Annotated in this window: 22 protein-coding genes and 1 tRNA gene; 6 read left to right on the top strand and 17 right to left on the bottom strand. The window is 58.1% G+C overall.

The window, feature by feature from the left end; all coding sequences use genetic code 11:
- Positions 1-1,077: an Mrp/NBP35 family ATP-binding protein gene (locus FZZ92_RS10475; protein ID WP_115022852.1), complete on the bottom strand. Its 1,077-nt coding sequence runs from the start codon at positions 1,075-1,077 to the stop codon at positions 1-3.
- Positions 1,078-1,192: 115 nt separating this feature from the next.
- Between FZZ92_RS10475 and hemF the strand changes: the two genes are divergently transcribed.
- A complete protein-coding gene (gene hemF / locus FZZ92_RS10470) occupies positions 1,193-2,281 on the top strand; it encodes an oxygen-dependent coproporphyrinogen oxidase (RefSeq protein WP_226398204.1) in 1,089 nt (362 codons plus the stop codon).
- Here the strand turns inward: hemF and FZZ92_RS10465 are convergent.
- Genes FZZ92_RS10465 through FZZ92_RS10455 form a run of 3 tightly spaced genes read right to left on the bottom strand, consistent with a single transcriptional unit; the run spans position 2,278 to position 4,133 of the window.
- On the bottom strand, positions 2,278-3,141 hold the full coding sequence (locus FZZ92_RS10465) for an N-acetylmuramoyl-L-alanine amidase (RefSeq protein ID WP_226398205.1): 864 nt from the start codon (positions 3,139-3,141) through the stop codon (positions 2,278-2,280). The two genes, hemF and FZZ92_RS10465, sit on opposite strands and share 4 nt — an antisense overlap.
- Before the next feature lie 3 nt (positions 3,142-3,144).
- Positions 3,145-3,699: a cofactor assembly of complex C subunit B gene (locus tag FZZ92_RS10460; protein WP_166017557.1), complete on the bottom strand. Its 555-nt coding sequence runs from the start codon at positions 3,697-3,699 to the stop codon at positions 3,145-3,147.
- A 50-nt stretch (positions 3,700-3,749) separates the two neighbouring features.
- A complete protein-coding gene (locus FZZ92_RS10455) occupies positions 3,750-4,133 on the bottom strand; it encodes a helix-turn-helix transcriptional regulator (RefSeq protein WP_115023011.1) in 384 nt (127 codons plus the stop codon).
- Between the two features lie 115 nt (positions 4,134-4,248).
- Here FZZ92_RS10455 and FZZ92_RS10450 point away from each other — a divergent pair, with 115 nt between their 5' ends.
- The gene (locus FZZ92_RS10450; protein ID WP_226398206.1) at positions 4,249-4,893 is read left to right on the top strand and encodes a ribonuclease D; all 645 of its coding nucleotides are present in this window, start codon (positions 4,249-4,251) and stop codon (positions 4,891-4,893) included.
- 2 nt (positions 4,894-4,895) lie between these two features.
- On the opposite strand, the gene FZZ92_RS10445 is transcribed toward FZZ92_RS10450, so the two are convergent.
- Both FZZ92_RS10445 and FZZ92_RS10440 read right to left on the bottom strand, forming a co-directional pair.
- Positions 4,896-5,153 carry a hypothetical protein gene (locus FZZ92_RS10445; protein WP_115023012.1) on the bottom strand — a complete coding sequence of 86 codons (258 nt, stop codon included), beginning with the start codon at positions 5,151-5,153 and terminating at the stop codon, positions 4,896-4,898.
- Between the two features lie 19 nt (positions 5,154-5,172).
- A complete protein-coding gene (locus tag FZZ92_RS10440) occupies positions 5,173-6,393 on the bottom strand; it encodes a lipid-A-disaccharide synthase-related protein (protein WP_226423240.1) in 1,221 nt (406 codons plus the stop codon).
- Positions 6,394-6,447: 54 nt separating this feature from the next.
- On the opposite strand from FZZ92_RS10440, the gene FZZ92_RS10435 reads away from it, so the two are divergent.
- Positions 6,448-6,518: transfer RNA gene (locus FZZ92_RS10435), tRNA-Cys, on the top strand.
- Between the two features lie 11 nt (positions 6,519-6,529).
- On the opposite strand, the gene FZZ92_RS10430 is transcribed toward FZZ92_RS10435, so the two are convergent.
- Positions 6,530-7,003 (bottom strand): hypothetical protein, encoded by a 474-nt coding sequence (locus FZZ92_RS10430; protein WP_226398207.1) that lies wholly within the window; start codon positions 7,001-7,003, stop codon positions 6,530-6,532.
- On the bottom strand, positions 7,003-7,161 hold the full coding sequence (locus FZZ92_RS10425; RefSeq protein WP_166017559.1) for a hypothetical protein: 159 nt from the start codon (positions 7,159-7,161) through the stop codon (positions 7,003-7,005). The genes FZZ92_RS10430 and FZZ92_RS10425 overlap by 1 nt, the downstream gene beginning before the upstream one ends.
- Here FZZ92_RS10425 and FZZ92_RS10420 point away from each other — a divergent pair.
- On the top strand, positions 7,160-8,176 hold the full coding sequence (locus tag FZZ92_RS10420; RefSeq protein ID WP_226398208.1) for an aldo/keto reductase: 1,017 nt from the start codon (positions 7,160-7,162) through the stop codon (positions 8,174-8,176). The two genes, FZZ92_RS10425 and FZZ92_RS10420, sit on opposite strands and share 2 nt — an antisense overlap.
- A 9-nt stretch (positions 8,177-8,185) precedes the next feature.
- On the opposite strand, the gene FZZ92_RS10415 is transcribed toward FZZ92_RS10420, so the two are convergent.
- Together FZZ92_RS10415 and purM are read right to left on the bottom strand one after the other, a co-directional pair.
- Complete coding sequence (locus FZZ92_RS10415; protein WP_226398209.1) at positions 8,186-8,818, bottom strand: histidine phosphotransferase; 633 nt, start codon at positions 8,816-8,818, stop codon at positions 8,186-8,188.
- A gap of 118 nt (positions 8,819-8,936) precedes the next feature.
- Positions 8,937-9,980, bottom strand: coding sequence for a phosphoribosylformylglycinamidine cyclo-ligase (gene purM, locus FZZ92_RS10410; RefSeq protein ID WP_226398210.1), 1,044 nt, complete (start codon positions 9,978-9,980; stop codon positions 8,937-8,939).
- 319 nt (positions 9,981-10,299) lie between these two features.
- Between purM and FZZ92_RS10405 the strand changes: the two genes are divergently transcribed.
- Positions 10,300-10,839, top strand: a complete 540-nt coding sequence (locus tag FZZ92_RS10405) for a septal ring lytic transglycosylase RlpA family protein (protein WP_226398211.1) — start codon at positions 10,300-10,302, stop codon at positions 10,837-10,839.
- On the top strand, positions 10,836-12,353 hold the full coding sequence (locus tag FZZ92_RS10400) for a bifunctional pantoate--beta-alanine ligase/(d)CMP kinase (RefSeq protein ID WP_226398255.1): 1,518 nt from the start codon (positions 10,836-10,838) through the stop codon (positions 12,351-12,353). Before FZZ92_RS10405 ends, FZZ92_RS10400 begins: the two co-directional genes overlap by 4 nt.
- On the opposite strand, the gene FZZ92_RS10395 is transcribed toward FZZ92_RS10400, so the two are convergent.
- The 7 genes from FZZ92_RS10395 to FZZ92_RS10365 all read right to left on the bottom strand — a co-directional run bounded on the left by FZZ92_RS10395 (position 12,337) and on the right by FZZ92_RS10365 (position 17,688).
- The gene (locus tag FZZ92_RS10395) at positions 12,337-12,813 is read right to left on the bottom strand and encodes a low molecular weight protein-tyrosine-phosphatase (protein WP_226423189.1); all 477 of its coding nucleotides are present in this window, start codon (positions 12,811-12,813) and stop codon (positions 12,337-12,339) included. The two genes, FZZ92_RS10400 and FZZ92_RS10395, sit on opposite strands and share 17 nt — an antisense overlap.
- The gene (locus FZZ92_RS10390) at positions 12,814-14,163 is read right to left on the bottom strand and encodes a HEAT repeat domain-containing protein (RefSeq protein ID WP_226423239.1); all 1,350 of its coding nucleotides are present in this window, start codon (positions 14,161-14,163) and stop codon (positions 12,814-12,816) included.
- A gap of 148 nt (positions 14,164-14,311) precedes the next feature.
- Positions 14,312-14,905: a chromophore lyase CpcT/CpeT gene (locus tag FZZ92_RS10385; RefSeq protein ID WP_226423188.1), complete on the bottom strand. Its 594-nt coding sequence runs from the start codon at positions 14,903-14,905 to the stop codon at positions 14,312-14,314.
- Positions 14,906-14,984: 79 nt separating this feature from the next.
- Complete coding sequence (gene cpcA, locus FZZ92_RS10380) at positions 14,985-15,473, bottom strand: phycocyanin subunit alpha (protein ID WP_115093396.1); 489 nt, start codon at positions 15,471-15,473, stop codon at positions 14,985-14,987.
- 42 nt (positions 15,474-15,515) lie between these two features.
- Positions 15,516-16,034, bottom strand: a complete 519-nt coding sequence (locus FZZ92_RS10375; RefSeq protein ID WP_226409249.1) for a phycocyanin subunit beta — start codon at positions 16,032-16,034, stop codon at positions 15,516-15,518.
- 176 nt (positions 16,035-16,210) lie between these two features.
- On the bottom strand, positions 16,211-16,984 hold the full coding sequence (locus tag FZZ92_RS10370) for a phycoerythrobilin:ferredoxin oxidoreductase (RefSeq protein ID WP_186571382.1): 774 nt from the start codon (positions 16,982-16,984) through the stop codon (positions 16,211-16,213).
- Positions 16,981-17,688, bottom strand: a complete 708-nt coding sequence (locus FZZ92_RS10365; protein WP_166017566.1) for a 15,16-dihydrobiliverdin:ferredoxin oxidoreductase — start codon at positions 17,686-17,688, stop codon at positions 16,981-16,983. The genes FZZ92_RS10370 and FZZ92_RS10365 overlap by 4 nt, the downstream gene beginning before the upstream one ends.
- Positions 17,689-17,693 lie beyond the last annotated feature (5 nt).

The raw sequence follows: 17,693 nt of genomic DNA, 5'->3' as shown, positions 1-17,693 counted from the left end.
TCAGGCGGGCTGGGTGACGGCCTTCAGCACTGCATCTGCGAGCCCTTTGAACTCTGCGGCGCTGGCTGATTCGCTGCGATTGATCACGATCGGCCGTCCTGTGTCTCCACCTTCCTGCACAGGCATTTCCATCGGAATTTGGGCCAGAAGAGGAACGTCGTAGTCGGAGGCGAGTTGGGCTCCGCCGCCACTGCCGAAGAGGGCATAACGGCAGTCGGGACGATCCGGAGGAATGAAGGCGCTCATGTTCTCCACCACGCCGAGGACGGGAATGCCCATCTGCCGGAACATGGCAAGTCCCCTTCGCGCATCTTGCAGCGATACCTGCTGCGGGGTGGTCACGATCACAACTCCTGCCATCGGAACTGCCTGGGCCAGGGACAACTGCGCATCACCGGTGCCCGGCGGCAGGTCGACGACAAGAACGTCCCTTTCACCCCATTCGGCCTGGTAGAGAAACTGACGAATAATGCCGTTCAGCATCGGGCCACGCCAGATCACGGGCTGGTGATCATCGATCAGCAGACCCATGGACACCATGGCGATTCCGCAGGTTTCGATCGGGACAATCCGCTGCTGATCTCCGCTTCCCTGCACCTCCGGCGTTTGATCAGCCACACCCAGCATGGTTGGTGCGTTGGGTCCGTAGATATCGGCGTCCAGGAGCCCAACCCGCAGGCCGGTCTGGGCGAGTGCGCAGGCCAGATTGACCGCCACGGTGCTCTTGCCGACGCCTCCCTTGCCGCTGCTCACAGCAATCACCTGGCGCACTCCTGGGATCGACTGCCGTTCAGCCGGCTGTCCGTGGCCTGCTTGGCCAATCCCCCCCTGGCTTGGTGGTTGGCCGATCTCAATCTGGACGTCGTCGATGCCGTCGATGCTCAGCAGCGTTTCCCGTGCCTCGGTCACGATTCGGTCTCTCTGACCTTGGGCGAAGCCGGGAAGGCTGAGGCGAAACACGGCCCGCGGCGGGCTGATGCGGATTTGTTCGATCCAGCCGAGCTCCAGTGCCGATTTGCCACTGCCGGCATCTTTGACTTGCTGGAGGGCGTGGTTGGCCTGCTCGACCGGGTTCATCAGTTTCATTAGGGCAAGCCGGATCCTAGGGGCGTCGCCCGTGACAGTCCCTCACGGATGCTTGTCCAGGCCTGGGGTGACTTGGTTAGGTTTCGATGTCTTCAGTCTCTGACACATGGTCCGCTCCCTGATTCGCCGCGTCCTCGGACGCCAGGACGTGGGTGTCAGCAACTCCACCCTCGAGCTTCCTCCCAGCGACTCCAGAGATCGGGCTCGGGCAATGGTGATGGGGCTTCAAGACGAGATCTGCTCTGGTCTGGAAGCTCTCGATGGTGAAGGTCGCTTTGCAGAGGAAAGTTGGGTGCGGCCTGAAGGGGGTGGTGGCCGCTCCAGGGTGATGCGTGAGGGCCGCGTCTTTGAACAAGGCGGCGTGAATTTCTCAGAGGTTCAAGGGGAAGAACTGCCCCCATCCATCCTCAAGCAGCGTCCGGAGGCGAAGGGTCATCCCTGGTTCGCCACGGGAACATCGATGGTGCTGCATCCGCGTAACCCCTACATCCCAACGGTTCACCTCAATTACCGCTACTTCGAAGCTGGCCCGGTGTGGTGGTTTGGAGGGGGCGCCGACCTGACCCCCTATTACCCCTTCCTCGAAGATGCACGCCATTTTCATCGCACCCATCAGGCGGCCTGTGATTCGGTTCATCCGGATCTGCACAAGGTCTTCAAGCCCTGGTGCGATGAGTACTTCTTTTTGAAGCACCGTGGTGAGACCCGCGGCGTCGGCGGCATTTTTTACGACTATCAAGATGCCAACGGCACGCTTTACAAGGGACAGGACCCGGCGGGCCCAGCCGCCAAGGTGTCTGCACGTTTGGGGGCCAGGCCGTTGAGCTGGGAGCAGCTTTTCTCGCTCGGCCAGGCCAACGGCAGAGCCTTCTTGCCCTCCTATGCCCCCATCGTTGAGAAGCGTCACCCGATGGCTTATGGCGACCGCGAGAGAGAGTTCCAGCTCTATCGCCGTGGCAGGTACGTGGAATTCAACCTGGTCTGGGATCGCGGCACGATTTTCGGATTGCAGACCAATGGGCGTACGGAGTCGATCCTGATGTCTCTGCCCCCGCTCGTGCGCTGGGAGTATGGCTACACCGCAGAGGCCGGATCAAGGGAGGCCCTGCTGACCGAGCTGTTCACCAAGCCTCAGGATTGGCTTGGGGATTCCACCCTCGACGACCGTTGCCGCCCCCATGGAGCGATCAACTAACTGACGCCCTGAACGAGTGCGTTCACTACGCGCTCGGCCAGGCAGTTCACGGTTTGCTCCCTTGTGCTCGGATCTCTGAGCTTCGTTTCGAGGGGGGGTTCAAGCATGGCGATTTCAAGAATCCCGATGCCACGCCTTGGACCTCCAAGGCCTCCTCGAAAATTCCGTGGGAACCGTCCAAAGGCCTTGGCCAAGCTTTCATCGACGACATTGAGTGCACGCACGTTCGCGAGCACGGGAATCAGGCCTGAGCCGAAGCCATGGGGCCGGTAGGCGTCGAAATGGATCTCTAGTACATATTCCCCGCGTTCGGAAAACACTTTGGCCTTCGACCAATTGGTGGAAGGGTGGTTGTCGTTCGCGATGGTGATTGAGGGAGGGGTGTAAGACCGGATGTTCAAGCCACGTGCTTTGCCTTGGCTGACAACAGCAGCCTGAACCTCGCGGTTCCAGAACAGCTCATCCCGAATGCCCGGTTGCATCGGCGGACGGTTTTGCTGATCCACGGCATAACCCGGTGTTCCGGGACTGACGGTGCCCTGGGAGTCGGCGTGTCCTGCCATGACGACGATCGGCAAGTTGGTTTGAACAGGGCTGCTACCGACCCATCTCCCGGATTCCTTCGTGCGCGGGCCCAGCAGCGGGTCTGGCGTGGCGGGCGCGGGACAGGGTTTTGGCTCTGGCGGTGCCGGCGCTAGTTGCTCTGCTGGTTGCTCTGGTGGTTGCTCTTTCGTCCCTGGTGCGCTCAGCCAATTGCGCTGTTCAGCAGCCTTGGTCATGGCGAGCGTCACCAGGGACAGCCCTGTGATGGCAAGGCCTGTGGCAAAGCGACGCCGTTGAATCCAGGCCGGCAGACGCATGGTTCAGATGGGGGAGGAGAGCAGGGATCCATCACTGGCGAGTTCAAGGGTCTCGGCCAGTTCCAGTTCGATCGCGATCAATTCGTCGCGATGGGCCCGCAAGCGAATGGCGCTGCCTTCTCCCTCTGGAGGAGGTAGCAACTGCAGTTCTAAGGCTTCTGTGCGTGAGGCTCGCCGTGTGTAAAGAGCTCCGGCCATAGGTCCGAAGCCAATCAACAGCAGGGGCCACCAGTGCAGTTGTGGTGACAGCTGACGCAGAACCAGGGCGAAGCAAGCGGAGCCGATGGCAGCCAGTAGAGACAGCAGAACGGCCAGGGGTTGGCTGGATGCCACCTTCCCCTTAAAGCGGAGCACCTGCCGCTCTGCATCTCCGCCATCTCGGCTCCAACCGCGAGCTTCCAGCCAAGCGCTGAGCCCGTCGAGAACGGTCAAGGGCGGTTGGGGAGACATCACATCCACAACAGTGGTTCGGTCTTTGCTTGCTGCCCGCAGGAAGAACACCAGGCCAATCGCCAGCAGAACGGTCAGCAGGAGAGTGGATTGGAATCCTGCAGGCATGGCATCCCGATCGTGATGAACCTTTTTAAGCCTTTCGCAGGCTGAATCGCTTAGTTCAACGCGAATCGGTGTGCGTCCAGCCAGCTGCGCCAGGGGGCCATGAGTCGCTCGGCTTCATTGCGGGCATCCGATTGAAGATGCAGCATGCGCCGTGGTCGTCCACGACTCGGGCAGCGTTGGGTGTAGCTGCTAATTGAGCCCTGTTGCTCTAGAAAATCCAGAGCCTGCTGCAGCACGGTTTCAGAGAGCCGCAGTTGTGGCTCTTCCTGGATCAATTTCTGCAGGAGCGCGGAGGGATAGTTGTCGTCTTTGAGCAGGCACTCAAGGATCCAGCAGACAGCCAGTTCCAGGTCGAGAAATTGTGGCGGTGGCTGGTGGAAGTACTGCTCGATGTCTGCCAGGCAGGTGCGCGATGGCTTTCTGCGGGAGAACACAGGCGAGGGATAACTTCCCCAATCAAATGCGATCTCATTTCGAGATTCAAGAGGAGAGTCTTGAGACTTGCTGTAGAGGCGGTTGGCCACACTGGCCATATCCATCCTTGAAGCCATGGCTGAGCAGTCCTCGTCCCCTGCGGAATTCGCCGTCTTTGATCGCGATCTCGATGCAGCTTGGACGGAGCGCTATTTGCAGTGCCCGCGGCTTGCGGTCGATACCGAAGCGATGGGATTGATCCATGGCCGTGACCGGCTTTGTCTGGTTCAAATTGCGGACGCAGAGGACCGTGTCGCCTGCGTCCGCATTGGCTTGGGCCAGACCGATGCGCCCAACCTGAAGCGCCTGTTTGAGGCCTCCACTGTGGAGAAGGTGTTTCACTTCGCACGGTTTGATGTGGCAGCTCTCGCCGCCGGTCTGGGGATTGCGGTGGATCCTGTCTTCTGCACCAAGGTCGGGAGTCGGCTCGGGCGGACCTACACCCCCCGCCACGGTCTCAAGGATCTGGTGATGGAATTGGTGGGTGTTGAGCTTGATAAGGGCGCCCAAAGCAGTGATTGGGGCCGTGTGGACGAACTCACGGATGCTCAGCTGGCCTATGCCGCTAACGACGTCCGATATCTCTTGCCGGCCCGGGAGCGTTTGGAACAGATGCTGCGACGGGAAGGGCGCTGGGATCTGGCTCAGCGCTGTTTTCAATGCGTTCCGGTGGTTGCCGAGTTGGACCGGCAGCGTTTTCACCAGATCTTTGAGCACTGAAGTCAGTCTTCAAGCATGAAATTGCCATCTCCTTCGCTGTGCTCCAACAACGTGTTCAGCTGACGGGCGTGCTCACCGTTGTCGTTGTCGAGGGCGGCCAGCATGGATTCAGCCGTCGCCCGTCGCCCCTGCACATCGCGATGACCTTCACGGGCCGCGGCTTGCTCGACCTGGCGACGGGCGCTGGCGAGGCTGATGCTCAATCGACTCGCCAGCTGAGCGCAAAGTTTGACGAGGGTGGGGTCTTGAATCGCAGCCATCGCATCCAACCGGGTGTCTTCAGTATCCGTTGAAGCGATCCAGGATGAGGCGTGCCAGCTGATCGCTCCCTCCTGCAGGTCCCATCCGCTGAGCACCGATTCGTCCCAAGTGGGAGCGGAGTGCCGGGTCATCCAGGAGGTATTCGAGCCGTCTGGTGAGCTCGGATTCGTCAGAGCACGGACGAACCGCTCCCCCCAGCAGGCGGCTCTGACGGCGGGCGAAGCCTGGCTTGAACTGTGGTCCTCGTCCCGGCAGGGACAGGGCAGGAATGCCTAGCCCCACCAATTGTTCCGTCGCCGTTCCGGCGGTGGCGATGCCGGCTTCCGCCCAGCCGGCCCATTGGTCAAAGCAACCTCGCCCGATCAGCACCAGACAGGCTCCTTTCACCCAGCACGCTTCGGCACCCAGTTGGTCCGAAGGAGGAAGGCTGCGTCGAAAACCCAGTTGTTCAAGACTGTCGCTCAGGGCCTTTGCATCGGGTTGGGCGCCGACGGCCACGAGCAGTGCCATCGGGACACTGCCGGGCAGGGCCATGGCGCTGCGAACCAACCGCTGCAGGTTGCGCTGGGCCTCCGGCATGCGACTGCCGCAGAGCAGGAGCACCCGTCGGCAGCGTTCTAGGGCCGACGGCAACGGATGAATTCGTAGGCCATCCATCATCGGATTGCCCGGAGACAGAGCATCCACTCCTTTGCGGCGCAGGCCACGGGCCGTGAGGCGATCACGCAAGGCCACAACTCGACAGCGCCGCGAGCGCATCAAGCTCCATTCCCAGGGATCCCACTCACTGCCTTTGAGCAGGTGGTAGCAGTCGCTTCTTGCCCGTCCGGGCCCGCTGCGCCAGGTGTAGTCGCTCTTGGGGGTGCCGATGAAACCAAAAGGGGAGCCACTGCTCCAGGCCATCAGCAGCGGCAGCAGATCGCCGACGGCAACGATGGGTTGGTGGTGATGACCCAGGCGGCGCACCAGGCGCCACTGGCTCCAGCTCAGGGTTGGGAGGCCAGCGCTGAGGTCCGCCAGCAGTCCCCGCAGGCTTTGGTTGCTGAAGCCACCGCTTGGTAGAGCCGCTTTAGGCCCCATGCGCGTTAACCATCCCTGCTGAACCGCAGCATCAAAAACACGGCCGGTTCCCACCAGAGGAAGCACGGATAGGGAAAGTCGGGGAGCACGTCGATGGACGGCCTGGATGATCCGCAGGGTGATCAGGTCTTCGCCGTGGCCATTGCAGAGAAACAGCAGAGAGCCAGGGGCATGGCTGATACGATCCCCTGATGGGAGCGGCTGTTCCCCAGCGGCGGCATGGCCAAGTGGTAAGGCAGAGGATTGCAAATCCTTTATCCCCAGTTCGAATCTGGGTGCCGCCTTTTAATCCTCGTCACAGTTGAGCCTCCGCGCTCATTGCGGGAATGTTGCGTGAGTGACTCTCGCAGTTGACGGTTTCGGCATCAATCCAACAGCTGCCAGTGGCTGTGCGTGCCACTGGCAGGCCCGTGGGAAGTCCTCTGGCGTCAAAGCGGGCCCATGCGGTGCTGAGAAGGCTCGCGCTCCAGCTGCGCTGATCCAAGCGGCAGCCGGAGCGGTCGCAGAGAAGCGGACTGCCCTGGTCTCCATCAAGGCTCACGAAGCTCAATTGAAAACTGCCCCCCGTCGCCTCATCGTCTCCGATGAAGCGAAGCCGCAGGCCACTACTTCCGTTCGCACTGATCTGGAGGCGCTTGCAATCCAAGGGACGCCCGTCGACAAGGATGCGGCATTTTGAAGGCCTGTGCTCCAAGCGGCCAAAGGTCAGCATTGGATTGGCCGTTGCAGGAACGGCGAGCAGCAGGGAAGCCAGCCACAGGCGGATCATCAGTAATCACTGTCGGCGACGCACATGCCCAGGCAGCGAATCCCGTTGCTGGCGGTTCTTCGGCAGTGGTTGCAGAGGATGCGTTCCTCGTCTGCAGACGATCCCTCCACAGCCTGATCGGGCGATGTCGCAGGCTCCTGTGCGGGGGATGCGGTCATGACGCAGCTGGACGAGATGAAGGCGATCATGGCTGGCAGCAGCGTCGCCCCGTTGAACGGCATCGGTTTTGGCACCTGGGCCTGGGGTAACAAGGCGGTTTGGGGATACGACCCCGAGCGGGACGATGGTCGACTGCGCGACACGTTTCGACAGGCCCTTAGTTCTGGGCTCAACCTGGTGGATACAGCGGATTCCTATGGCACGGGGAGGCTGACTGGGCGCAGTGAAGAGCTTCTTGGCGAATTCATTGCTGAGTTGCCAGCCCTTCGTCGATCCCAGCTGATGGTCGCGACAAAGTTGGCACCCTTCCCCTGGAGATGGGGCCGTCGAGGATTCGATGCCGCCTTTGAGGCCAGCCGAAAGCGTCTCAAAGGGCAGCTCCAGCGGGTGCAGTTGCACTGGAGCACCGCTCGCTATGCGCCTTGGCAAGAGGCAGGCCTTCTCGATGGCTTGGCTGAGCTCGTGCTTTGTGGCCGGGTCTCCGAGCTGGGGCTGTCCAATTTGGGCCCCCAGCGCTTGGCGTTGATCCACAACCGTCTGTTGGAACGCGGTGTTTCCCTGCGCAGTGTTCAGGTTCAGTGTTCACTCTTGGCGCCTGGGGATGATCAGCTGCTCGAGTTGATCGCCGTCAGCAGGGACAGGGATGTGGAGGTTTTGGCTTACAGCCCTCTGGCCTTCGGCGTCCTTGGATGTCCTCCCGGGGCTGAGCAGACGCTTCCCGCAACCTGGTTGAGACGTCGTCTGTTCCGGCGACTCCTTCCCGCAAGTTTTGAGCTGCGCAGGGTGATGCATGCCATCGCGATCGAGCATGGAGCAACGATGGTGCAAGTCGCCTTGAACTGGTGCAGATCACTGGGTACGACGCCGATTCCTGGGCTACGAACTCCGAACCAAGCAAGGGATGTTGCCGGTGCACTGCAGTGGTCCTTGTCGACGCAGGAATGCCAGCGTTTGGATGCTGCCCGATGCAGTTGCAGCGAGCGGATGCCCGCTAATCCATTCCAGAGTCGCTAAACGAGATGCTCAGGCCTCCGAGGCGGATTCGGGGGCTGGACTCACCACGACTGGGAGGCTATCTCCGTTGGTGCGAATCGGAATGACCTTGTCTTCGGAGGGTTCCCGGGGAGTGGGAGCGGGGGAGGCCTCCTGCTGTTGAGCGCAGGCGGTTAGCGCTTCTTGCAGGAGTGAATCGAAGGTTGCCCCGGGCAGTCGATGCCGGGCGACCTCCAGAAATGTGCGAGGTAGGGATTCGCTTGCAGCGCTCTTTAAAGCAGGGTTGTTCTGACGGTTCTCCTGCTCGTCCTGAATGGCGCGGATGAATCGTCGGGTGACGTCGCGTTTGGTGCACGCCTTGATCAGGGTGTCGCGCTCCTGAGGGCCCTGACTGAGCTCCTGCTCCATGTCTTGAATCCGCCGTTCAAGGCTTTCCAAAACCTCTTCGGCTTCTTTCCCGATGTGGGCCAACTGCCCATCTGAGAGGTACGGCATGTCGGCCACGAAGACCTTGCCGTGATCTCGCAGTGTGAGAAATGTCGGCCTTGCACCCTGCCTGTAGCCCTGCTGCCTGTCTTGTCCGGAAGCTAAAGGGCGTCTTGGTGGAACCGGTCCTGCAGACGATCGACGTCGCGTGATGCGCTGGGGCTTATCAAAAGGCATTGAAAATAAATGTATTGACGTTGCTATCGGAAAAGATTCCGATGTGCTTGGCAGCACCCTATTCGATCCTTTCCGTTCTGGTGCTCAGCTGCATTGAACCCGTCTGAAACTGACGCAATCAGGCGGGCACCCCCTCCAGAGCCGTTGTGTTACCCGGGTCGTTGGACTTGGACGCCACGTCGCCAATCACCCAGGCCTGATGTTGTTTGACGCGGCAGTAATCGATGACAGTGCCTTCACTCCCTGCCGGCACAACCAGACAGAAACCGATGCCGAGGTTGAACGTGTGCCAGAGGTCCCGTTCGGGAATGTCTCCTGCGTCCTGCAGCCAGCGGAAGAGTGGAGGCCTGGTCCAGCTGGTGGCGTCGATGCGAGCAGATAAGCCTTCTGGCAGGCACCGCGGCAGGTTTTCCGGTAGTCCCCCGCCTGTGATGTGGGCCATTCCGTGGAGCTCACATCCGCCCTGCAGCAGATGTTGCACGAGGTCGGCATACAGGGTTGTGGCTGCCAGTAGGTCGCTGATCAGAGGCCGCTGGTCATCGCCATAAACGGTGCTCGCATCAGCATTGGCGCGTTGCAGCACCTTGCGCACCAGGCTGAAGCCATTGCTGTGCACGCCGCTGCTGGCCACACCGATCACGCTGTCGCCAGGCTGGATGCGCTGGCCGTCAATGAGTTGGTCTTCTTCGACGACGGCCACGCAAAAGCCGGCGAGGTCGTAGCGCCCCTTGGGATAGAACCCCGGCATCTCCGCGGTTTCTCCACCAAGCAAGGCACAGCCGCTTTGCCTGCATCCATCGGCGATTCCCTCCACGACCTCAGCCATCGCCGACGGCGCCAGAGCACCAGTGGCCATGTAATCCAGAAAAAAGAGAGGCGCTGCTCCTGAGGTGATCACATCGTTGACGCACATCGCCACCAGGTCGATGCCAACGCCGTGATGGCTGCCATGCTCCTGGGCCAGTTCCAATTTGGTTCCGACGCCATCGGTGCCCGACACCAGCAGGGGCTTTCGCAGGCCGCTGGGGAGGCGCATCACCCCCCCAAATCCCCCAAGGCCTCCGATGACCTCCGGTCGGTGGGTGGCTTCCACAGAGGCCTTGATGCGCTGCACGAACGCACGTCCGGCTTCAACGTCAACTCCAGCGCTCTTGTAATCCATGGAATGAATCCGTTGCAATGATCCTGCAATGCCGGGGCGCCTGTGCGGCTTGGGCTGCCGGCACAGCTTCTGATTCGATCTGCTTATTGTTCCTTTATTCCCGGCTTATGCGTGGGGGCTTGCTTTTGGGCGTTGATCTGCCAGTCAGTGCAGGGATTGCCGGTGCAGTCGGGCTTGGGTTGTTGTGACGGTCATGGCGATGGGGCCCCATTTTCTTTCGGGAGCGGTTTTTTTAGGTTCTCAAGCAACTGTTTGATTAGGCCAGTCAACGCTCGAGAACTGCGACTTCAGTTCCGTTTCGTTGGTCAAGCCGCTCTGCATGCGAGTCCTTCTGACGGTGGCCACGCTCTCCGGAGCGATTTCAGGTAGTGCTGCACTCTTGCCCGTGGTGGCAAGCGATTTTCTGGCTGTTGATGGTGCAGAACGCCTGGATCCCCTCGATCTGGTCGTCGAGCCACAGGTGTCTGAGTTGCAGGCAACGCTCTCTCCTGCAGAGGTCAAGCAAGTCGATGCACCCCCTGCAGCGGAGCTCCCTAAGCCCAAGCTGAGGGTCGTCCCTGACGTCGTCAAAGTCATCACCGGAGAAGCCAGTTGGTACGGCCCCGGTTTTTATGGCAACCGAACAGCGAATGGCGAGGTCTATCAGCCCGGCACGATGACGGCGGCCCATCGCACGCTTCCCTTCGGCACCAAGGTTCGTGTGACCAATCTTTGGAACGGGCGAAGCGCTGTTATTCGCATCAATGATCGTGGGCCCTTCGTTTATCACCGTGTGATCGACCTTGGCCACGGCGCCGCCTCCGATCTTGGGCTGACCGCCTCTGGAATTGCCCAAGTCAAGCTTGAGGTGCTGCGCTGAGCCTTGTTGTTCTCTCCACGCAAGCCGAGCTGGAGATCTTCCGGACTGGCCTCCGTGGACCGCTTCAATTCGTGCCCACCATGGGTGGTTTGCATGAAGGCCACGGCCAGCTGATTCGCCGAGCTGCCCAACAAGGCCCTGTTCTTGTGAGTGTGTTCGTCAACCCACTCCAATTCGGTCCTACCGAAGATTTCGACCGCTACCCCCGCGCGCTCGAGGCGGATCGGGTTTTAGCCCAAGGCAGTGGCGCCAACGCCCTCTGGGCTCCGAGTGTCGACACGGTCTACCCCGGTGGACTCAATTCAGTTGTGTCCCGGTCAGCGCCGGCCGCCCTCCAGTCCCATCTCTGCGGCGCATCCCGTCCAGGTCACTTTGATGGTGTGGTCACAGTCGTGGCCCGTCTCCTGCAGCTGGTGAAGCCCTCATGTCTTTGGCTAGGTGAAAAGGATTGGCAGCAGCTCGTGATCCTGCGCCGGTTGGTCGCTGATCTGGATTTGAACCTGGCGGTGCAGGGGGTTCCCACGCTTCGTGAAGCGGATGGCCTGGCATTGAGTTCCCGCAACCAGTACCTCTCTGCTGCGGATCGTGAGCGGGCTGCTGCTCTGCCAGCAGCTTTGCGCCGTGCTGATCAGAACGATCCCAAGGATTCAGTCCGCAGGAGCCTGTGTGATGCGGGGCTTGAGGTGGAGTATGTAGAGAGGGTCGATCCCCTCAGTCTTCAGCCCTGTGGGTCTGAAACCGCCATCTCGCTGCTGGCCGCGGCGGTGCGCTGCGGGACGACCCGTTTGATCGATCATGTCTTCCTGATGACTCGCCAGCCTCTCGTTGCCATTGATGGCCCGGCCGGTGCCGGGAAAAGCACCGTTACCCGGGCTTTTGCTGAGCGGTTGGGGCTGGTCTACCTCGATACCGGCGCGATGTACCGGTCGGTGACCTGGTTGGTGCAACAAAACGGTGTGGACCCCCAGGATGCGACGTCCATTGAGGCTCTCTTGAATGCCTTGGATCTTCAGCTGCGGTCGCTGCCCGGTGGCGGCCAGCAGGTGTTGGTGAACGGGCAGGACGTGAGCGACGCGATTCGCTCCCCTGAAGTCACAGCGTCGGTCTCGGCTGTGGCGGCTCACCGCTGCGTGAGGCAAGCGCTGACGGCACAGCAGAAGGCGATGGGTGCCAAGGGTGGCTTGGTTGCGGAAGGTCGCGACATCGGCACGGCTGTTTTTCCGGATGCTGATCTAAAGGTGTTTCTGACGGCCACGGTGGGCGAGCGCGCCCGGCGTCGAGCCCTTGATCTTGAGCAGCGGGGTTTCCCGGTGCCTGAGCGATCTGAGCTCGAGGCACAGATCGCCGAACGGGACCATCTCGATAGCACCCGCGAGGAAGCCCCCTTGGTGCAGGCAGACGATGCTGTGGAGCTCGTCACCGATGGCATGAGCATTGCGGCTGTGATCGACGCCCTGGTGACGGAGTTTCGGTCTCGAGTGGCCGAAGAAGCCTGGCCTACGCCGGCGGGCTGAGCTCGTCGAGCAGGTTGGAACAGGCATCCTCGAGCAGGTCGAGCACATGCTCGAAGCCCGCGTCGCCTCCGTAATAGGGATCGGGGACCTCTGTTTCAGAGAAGCTGCGGGCGTAGCTGAGCATCGGTTTGATGGTGGCTGTCGCCCTTGGGCCAGCTTCCCTGGCCAGTCCTTGCACGGCGGTGAGATTGTCGTAGTCCATGGTCAGCACCAGATCGAAACTCGAGAAATCGTCGAGGCTGATCTGTCGTGCGCGGCTGGGCAGCTGAATGCCGCGGCGGTTGGCCGCTCCCTGCATCCGTCGGTCCGCCGGATTGCCCACATGCCATCCGCCTGTTCCGGCGGAATCCACCACGAATTGATCGCTGAGACCACGTTCCTGCAGCAGATGCAGAAACACGCCTTCGGCTGCTGGAGAGCGGCAGATATTGCCAAGGCAGACGAACAATACTTTCATCATTTATTTTAGAGAACTTTTTTGCTTTCGATGTGATGGATAGAAGTCTTGTTTTTTTGATTTTAGTATTGCCTTGTCAAGGCGTGCAGAGAGGACTGGGTCGGTTTCTTTTGCTTTGGCTTCATTTAAAAGTTCAATTGAATTGGCATTGTCAATTCCTTCCAGCGCCAAGCATGCGCTGTAGCGCAAACCCCAGTCTTCAGGTGAATGAAGTGTCCATTCGAGTTTGTTGAAAACGGCATGCAGTGATTGCGACGAAATCTGTGCGTTCCAATTGATGTCACCAAGGGCGCACGCTGCGACGCGTCGAATGTTTCCTTGGCAATGATTGCCAATTTCGACCCCAATGGCATCAATAAGTGCGTTTGCGTAATGGGGATTTTTGAGTTCAGCCATGGCCTTGATCAGCCCCATTGTGATGTCTTGATCCGATTCTGAGAAGTACAGATCAAGAAGATCGATTTTGAAATGATCAGCGCCACGGACGAGTTGTTGTATGCCTGCTTTTCTGCTCGTCAAGGATGGTGCCCTTAGGTTGTCGAATGCATCTGAAAGTAGATCGCTTTCTGTTGAGTCGTCTCCTGGATAGGTTTCTGGAATTTGATTGTCTTGCTCAATCAATAGGTTCCCCGAAAAGTTGTCTCTGGCGAGACTGTCAAGTGATTTGAAGAGAGAGGAATGAATTGATGCGAGGTCGGTATCTGGAATAGAATCTGCTTGATTGCTTCGGCTGAGTGATTTATTGAGTATGGCTTTTATGGCAAACATCTTGACGTTGTTGGGGATCCTGGCAGTTAGGATTGGATCTGTTGCCTTGATTGTTCCGATACGGGCTAGGTCGAATGCAGCGGATTGCCTGATGAAGCGATTCTGGTGATCAAGAAGTGAGATGACTTTGTCTAAATAGGTCATCTCGCCTGTGTAGCTATAGAAAAAAGCTGCTGCAGAGCCAACGATCCTCTCTGATTTATCGTTAAGAAAGGGTTGAATCTTTTCTGAAATATCCCACAGTCTTTGCTCTGTTAAAGCTTCTATAAGCGCTTCTATTGGTTTGTTGGGAATGTCTCGGTCAAGGTAGCTTATGAGTGAGCTTGAGCATTGATCACTCTTGATTTCAATTAGGGCTCTAAGTGTTGCTTCATGCAATTGCACGTCATCTGTTTCTAGTGTTTTAAGAAGCTCTGGTAAACAGCGTGAGTCTTTGATCATTCCCAGTGATCTTGCTGCTTGCCTTCTTAGGGGGTATCCACCTGTACATGTTTTGTCCCTTTCGTCTAGAAGGCATTCCACCAATCGTGGTACTCCCTCAACCGACCTGTTTTTTCCGAGCCACCAAGCACCGTGATACCGCACACCCGCATCCTGGTGGTCGAGGGCTTCAAGAGCGGCTGTGACTGAGTCAATTGGAATCAAAGTAGTTTTGTTTAACAAAACTTGCTTTGCATTCTATAGGTTTGCCCCACTGTCTTAGGCGCTTAAAAAATGGTCTTTGTATCCATGCTCATGAATGAATGTCTTGTTCCCACTTTGCTTCCCATGATTTTGTTCGTCTGAATTGAAATTCTCCTGCAATGGCGCCCCAAAGTCTTTCATTCGTTTTTGGGTCATGACCACGGTCAAGAGTTTTTAATGAGTCCTCCTGGAGGTGAAAAGTGCTTACCAGGACTGTTTCTTGCCCATTTCGGGTAACCATACACCGACAGCCTGGTTCGATTGATCCATGATATCCGTCGCTCTTGTGTGCAACTTGGTAGTGACATTGGTCAAGGCAGATCAGGTCGCTGTCTTGAATGGTCTGCCGACATTCTTTGTCAAAGGTTGCTTTGGCAAATCTTGATGGCTCGCGGAAGGTATGGTTCCACAACTTAATAATTCCAGGTGATTGTTCCTCTGCTCTGATCATGCGTAGTCGGTAAGGATTCTTTGGGTCAACTGCATAGCTTTGCTCTAACAAAATAGACCCTGGTTGGAGATGCTCTAAAGGTCGGTATCTCAGGAAAATATGTGCAAAGAAAGGAGGGTTGTCCAATGCTTGTTGCTGATTGCTGTATTCGCCGCAAAGCAAGCTGAGAAAGTTCTGCTCTGTTGGGGTCATTTTTAGAATCCTGGCCCAAGCTGTTTGAACAAAAAAAAGCCCTCCATGAGGAGGGCTGTCACATCTGTTGTCTAACCGATCAGGTCAGAGCATTGATGGCGTAGTCGATGTAGCTGTTGGCTTCAGTGGCAGCGTCGCCAGAGAGGCCGTGGTTCGCCTTGATGTGCTTCAGAGCTTCCACGTACCAGGAAGGGGAGAGCTCAAAAGTACGGTTGATTTCGGCCAGACCGGCAATCAGGTAGTCGTCCATGGGGCCAGTACCACCGGCGACCAGGCAGTAGGTGATCATGCGCAGGTAGTAGCCCACGTCACGGGAACACTTGGCCTTGCCTTCGGGAGTTGCTGAGTAATTTGGCCCCGCCATCTGAGTGGTGTAGGGGAACTTGGTGTACACAGCTTGAGCTGCGCCGTTCACCAAGGAATCGGCCTTACTCGTGAGGGCTTTGGCCGCTTCGAGACTGGCTTTGGCGCGATTGAAACGGCCGGAGGCAGCCTGAACTTCGGTGTTGCTCAGGAAACGACCCTGGGAATCAGCTGCTGCAACAGCTTCGGTAAGAGGGGTTTTCATTGGTTGATGGGAGAAGTGAAAGACGTCGGATTAACGCGTCGATCAGGCGACGGATGCTGCGGCCTTATCGAAGTAGGTGCCGATCTCGCTACTCAACGAGGCGCAGTCGCCATTGGAAATACCTGCCTTGTCGTTAACGATGGAGAGGGCAGCCTCCTTCATCAGGTTGACGCCTGCTGCAACCGAAGCACCAGGAGTACCAAGGGCCAGATAGGTCTCACGCAGGCCATTCAGGCAGCGGTCTTCCATCACGGAAGCGTCGCCGGTGAAAGCGGAGTAGGTGACGTAACGCAGGATGATCTCCATGTCACGCAGGCAAGCTGCCATGCGACGGGAGGTGTAAGCGTTACCGCCTGGTGAAATCAAAGAGGGCTGCTGAGCAAACAGCTGGCGTGCAGCCGAAGCAACAATGCTGGAAGCGTTGCTGGAAATGCGGTTAACGGCATCCAGACGCTTGTTGCTGTCGGAAACCATGGCTGCGAGAGCATCGATCTCGCTGGTGCTGATGAATTGTCCCCGGGCATCGGCCTGGGCGACAACCTTGGTGAAGGCGTCGAACATGGTTGTTGTTCCTGTGAACTACGTCTGGAGGGGGAATCTCAGACATGAAAGGGATGAACTGAGGCTATTGCCTCCATCCCGTCGCCTGCGATTCTGACCAACAGCTCGGGAGCCTCCCGAAAGCTGTTCATAATGCTTAACTCCCTTGCTACAACAAGGAAGTGGTGAGGCTTTTCTCAAAGATCGAAAAGTACCTCGTGGATGTATGCCTCTGTCCACTCACTGCCATGAAAGCGGGTCAACATTCCTCGGGCCGGGTCTTTCTCGGCGCGATAGTCGGTGTAACGACGTTGACCTGCGAAGAGAACCTCAGAGCGCTGGTCAGAGACAGGTTCAGCCGTGGCCGCAAGCCGCAGATAAAGAGACAAGTACTCATTGAAGGCAGGTCGCACCACGGTTTCGATCAAGTGCTCCCCTTCTTCCCCGAGAGGAAGACGGGTCCAGAGAAAGCCAGGAGAAAAGAAGGGCTGGGCTTCTTCGGGGATCGGCCCACCGTCGGGTAATTTCTCGCGCCACCGCTCAAAAATTGGCATCAACTGATCCCAAACCGGTCGCGTGTGTTGCTCATCGCTTTTATCGGCGGGCTGAAGGTCGAGTGCAAGAAGATGACCGCCAGGCAGGGTGACGAGATCACCTCCAAAAAAGGGCAAGTCGTACTTGGAGGATGGATTGATGACGAAATTAAGTACCGATGCTGCGTCCCCCCCGTTGACACAAGCGGCACGAACTTGCCGAAATTTTTCAGTGCGGCAAGCCCATGTGGCTGTGGTCACGGTGACTGGCTTCGCCCGTGAGCCAATTTGCCCCTGCTTGAATAAAAAATCTTGTTCAATTGGGTAGGGCTGCGGCTCAAATGTCTGGAGTGCCGCAACCGCATCATCAAGAAATGGCTGCCATGCCCAGCCCGGTATTGCGAGCGGATCAGAGCTGTTAGCGCGCTGGAGCGTCATGGTTTAGCAGATTCAGGGAAAAGAAATTCGTGCAGGAAACGATCAGACCAATCACTGCCAAAATGACTGCTGAAAAGGCCGTGCGCAGGATCTCTCTCGGCGCTGTAGATATCGTAGTTTTTTTGAAGCTGCTCTACTTTTTCTGGATTGATGAACGATGAGTTTTTAACTGCTTCGTCGTGCAAGTTCCAATAAGCTTTTAGGAAAGCGCTAAAGGCAGGAGGCAGTGATGTTGTGGCCTGTTCCGAGCCGCCACGGCAGAAAAGCAACCAGGAGGAGAAATACTGATTTGGGTCGAAAGACCGCATTGTCTCTTCTCCGTTGAGATCCGGGAATTGAGCATTGAGAGACTTCAGACCATCGAAGTAACGTTCTAAGTAATCCTTGTCTTGAACGAGGGGCTGGAAATCTAGAACTGCCACTAACTTCTGCTTGGCTCCGAACCACAGAAGATCAACTCCCATCAGAGGATGGTCGTAGGCGTAATCCGGATAGGCAACTGAATTCAGCACCTGGAGGCTGTCGCCAGCATCCAATCTTGTAACGCGCCAACGACGAAATCCAGGAACGTCCCAAAGCCAGCTTTGGATCGTGCTGGAGCGCTTGGATGATTGATTGTGCTCCAGGCCAGGGGGAACCTCAATTGGCACTGCGCCCCGGGCTTTGATCCCTGAATGCAATTCATCAAGAAATGGATCAAACATGATGT

Origin of the sequence: Synechococcus sp. MU1611 (genome assembly GCF_020514255.1) — a bacterium.
Classification (GTDB): Bacteria; Cyanobacteriota; Cyanobacteriia; order PCC-6307; family Cyanobiaceae; genus Parasynechococcus.
This window is presented reverse-complemented; position numbering and strand designations above follow the sequence as displayed.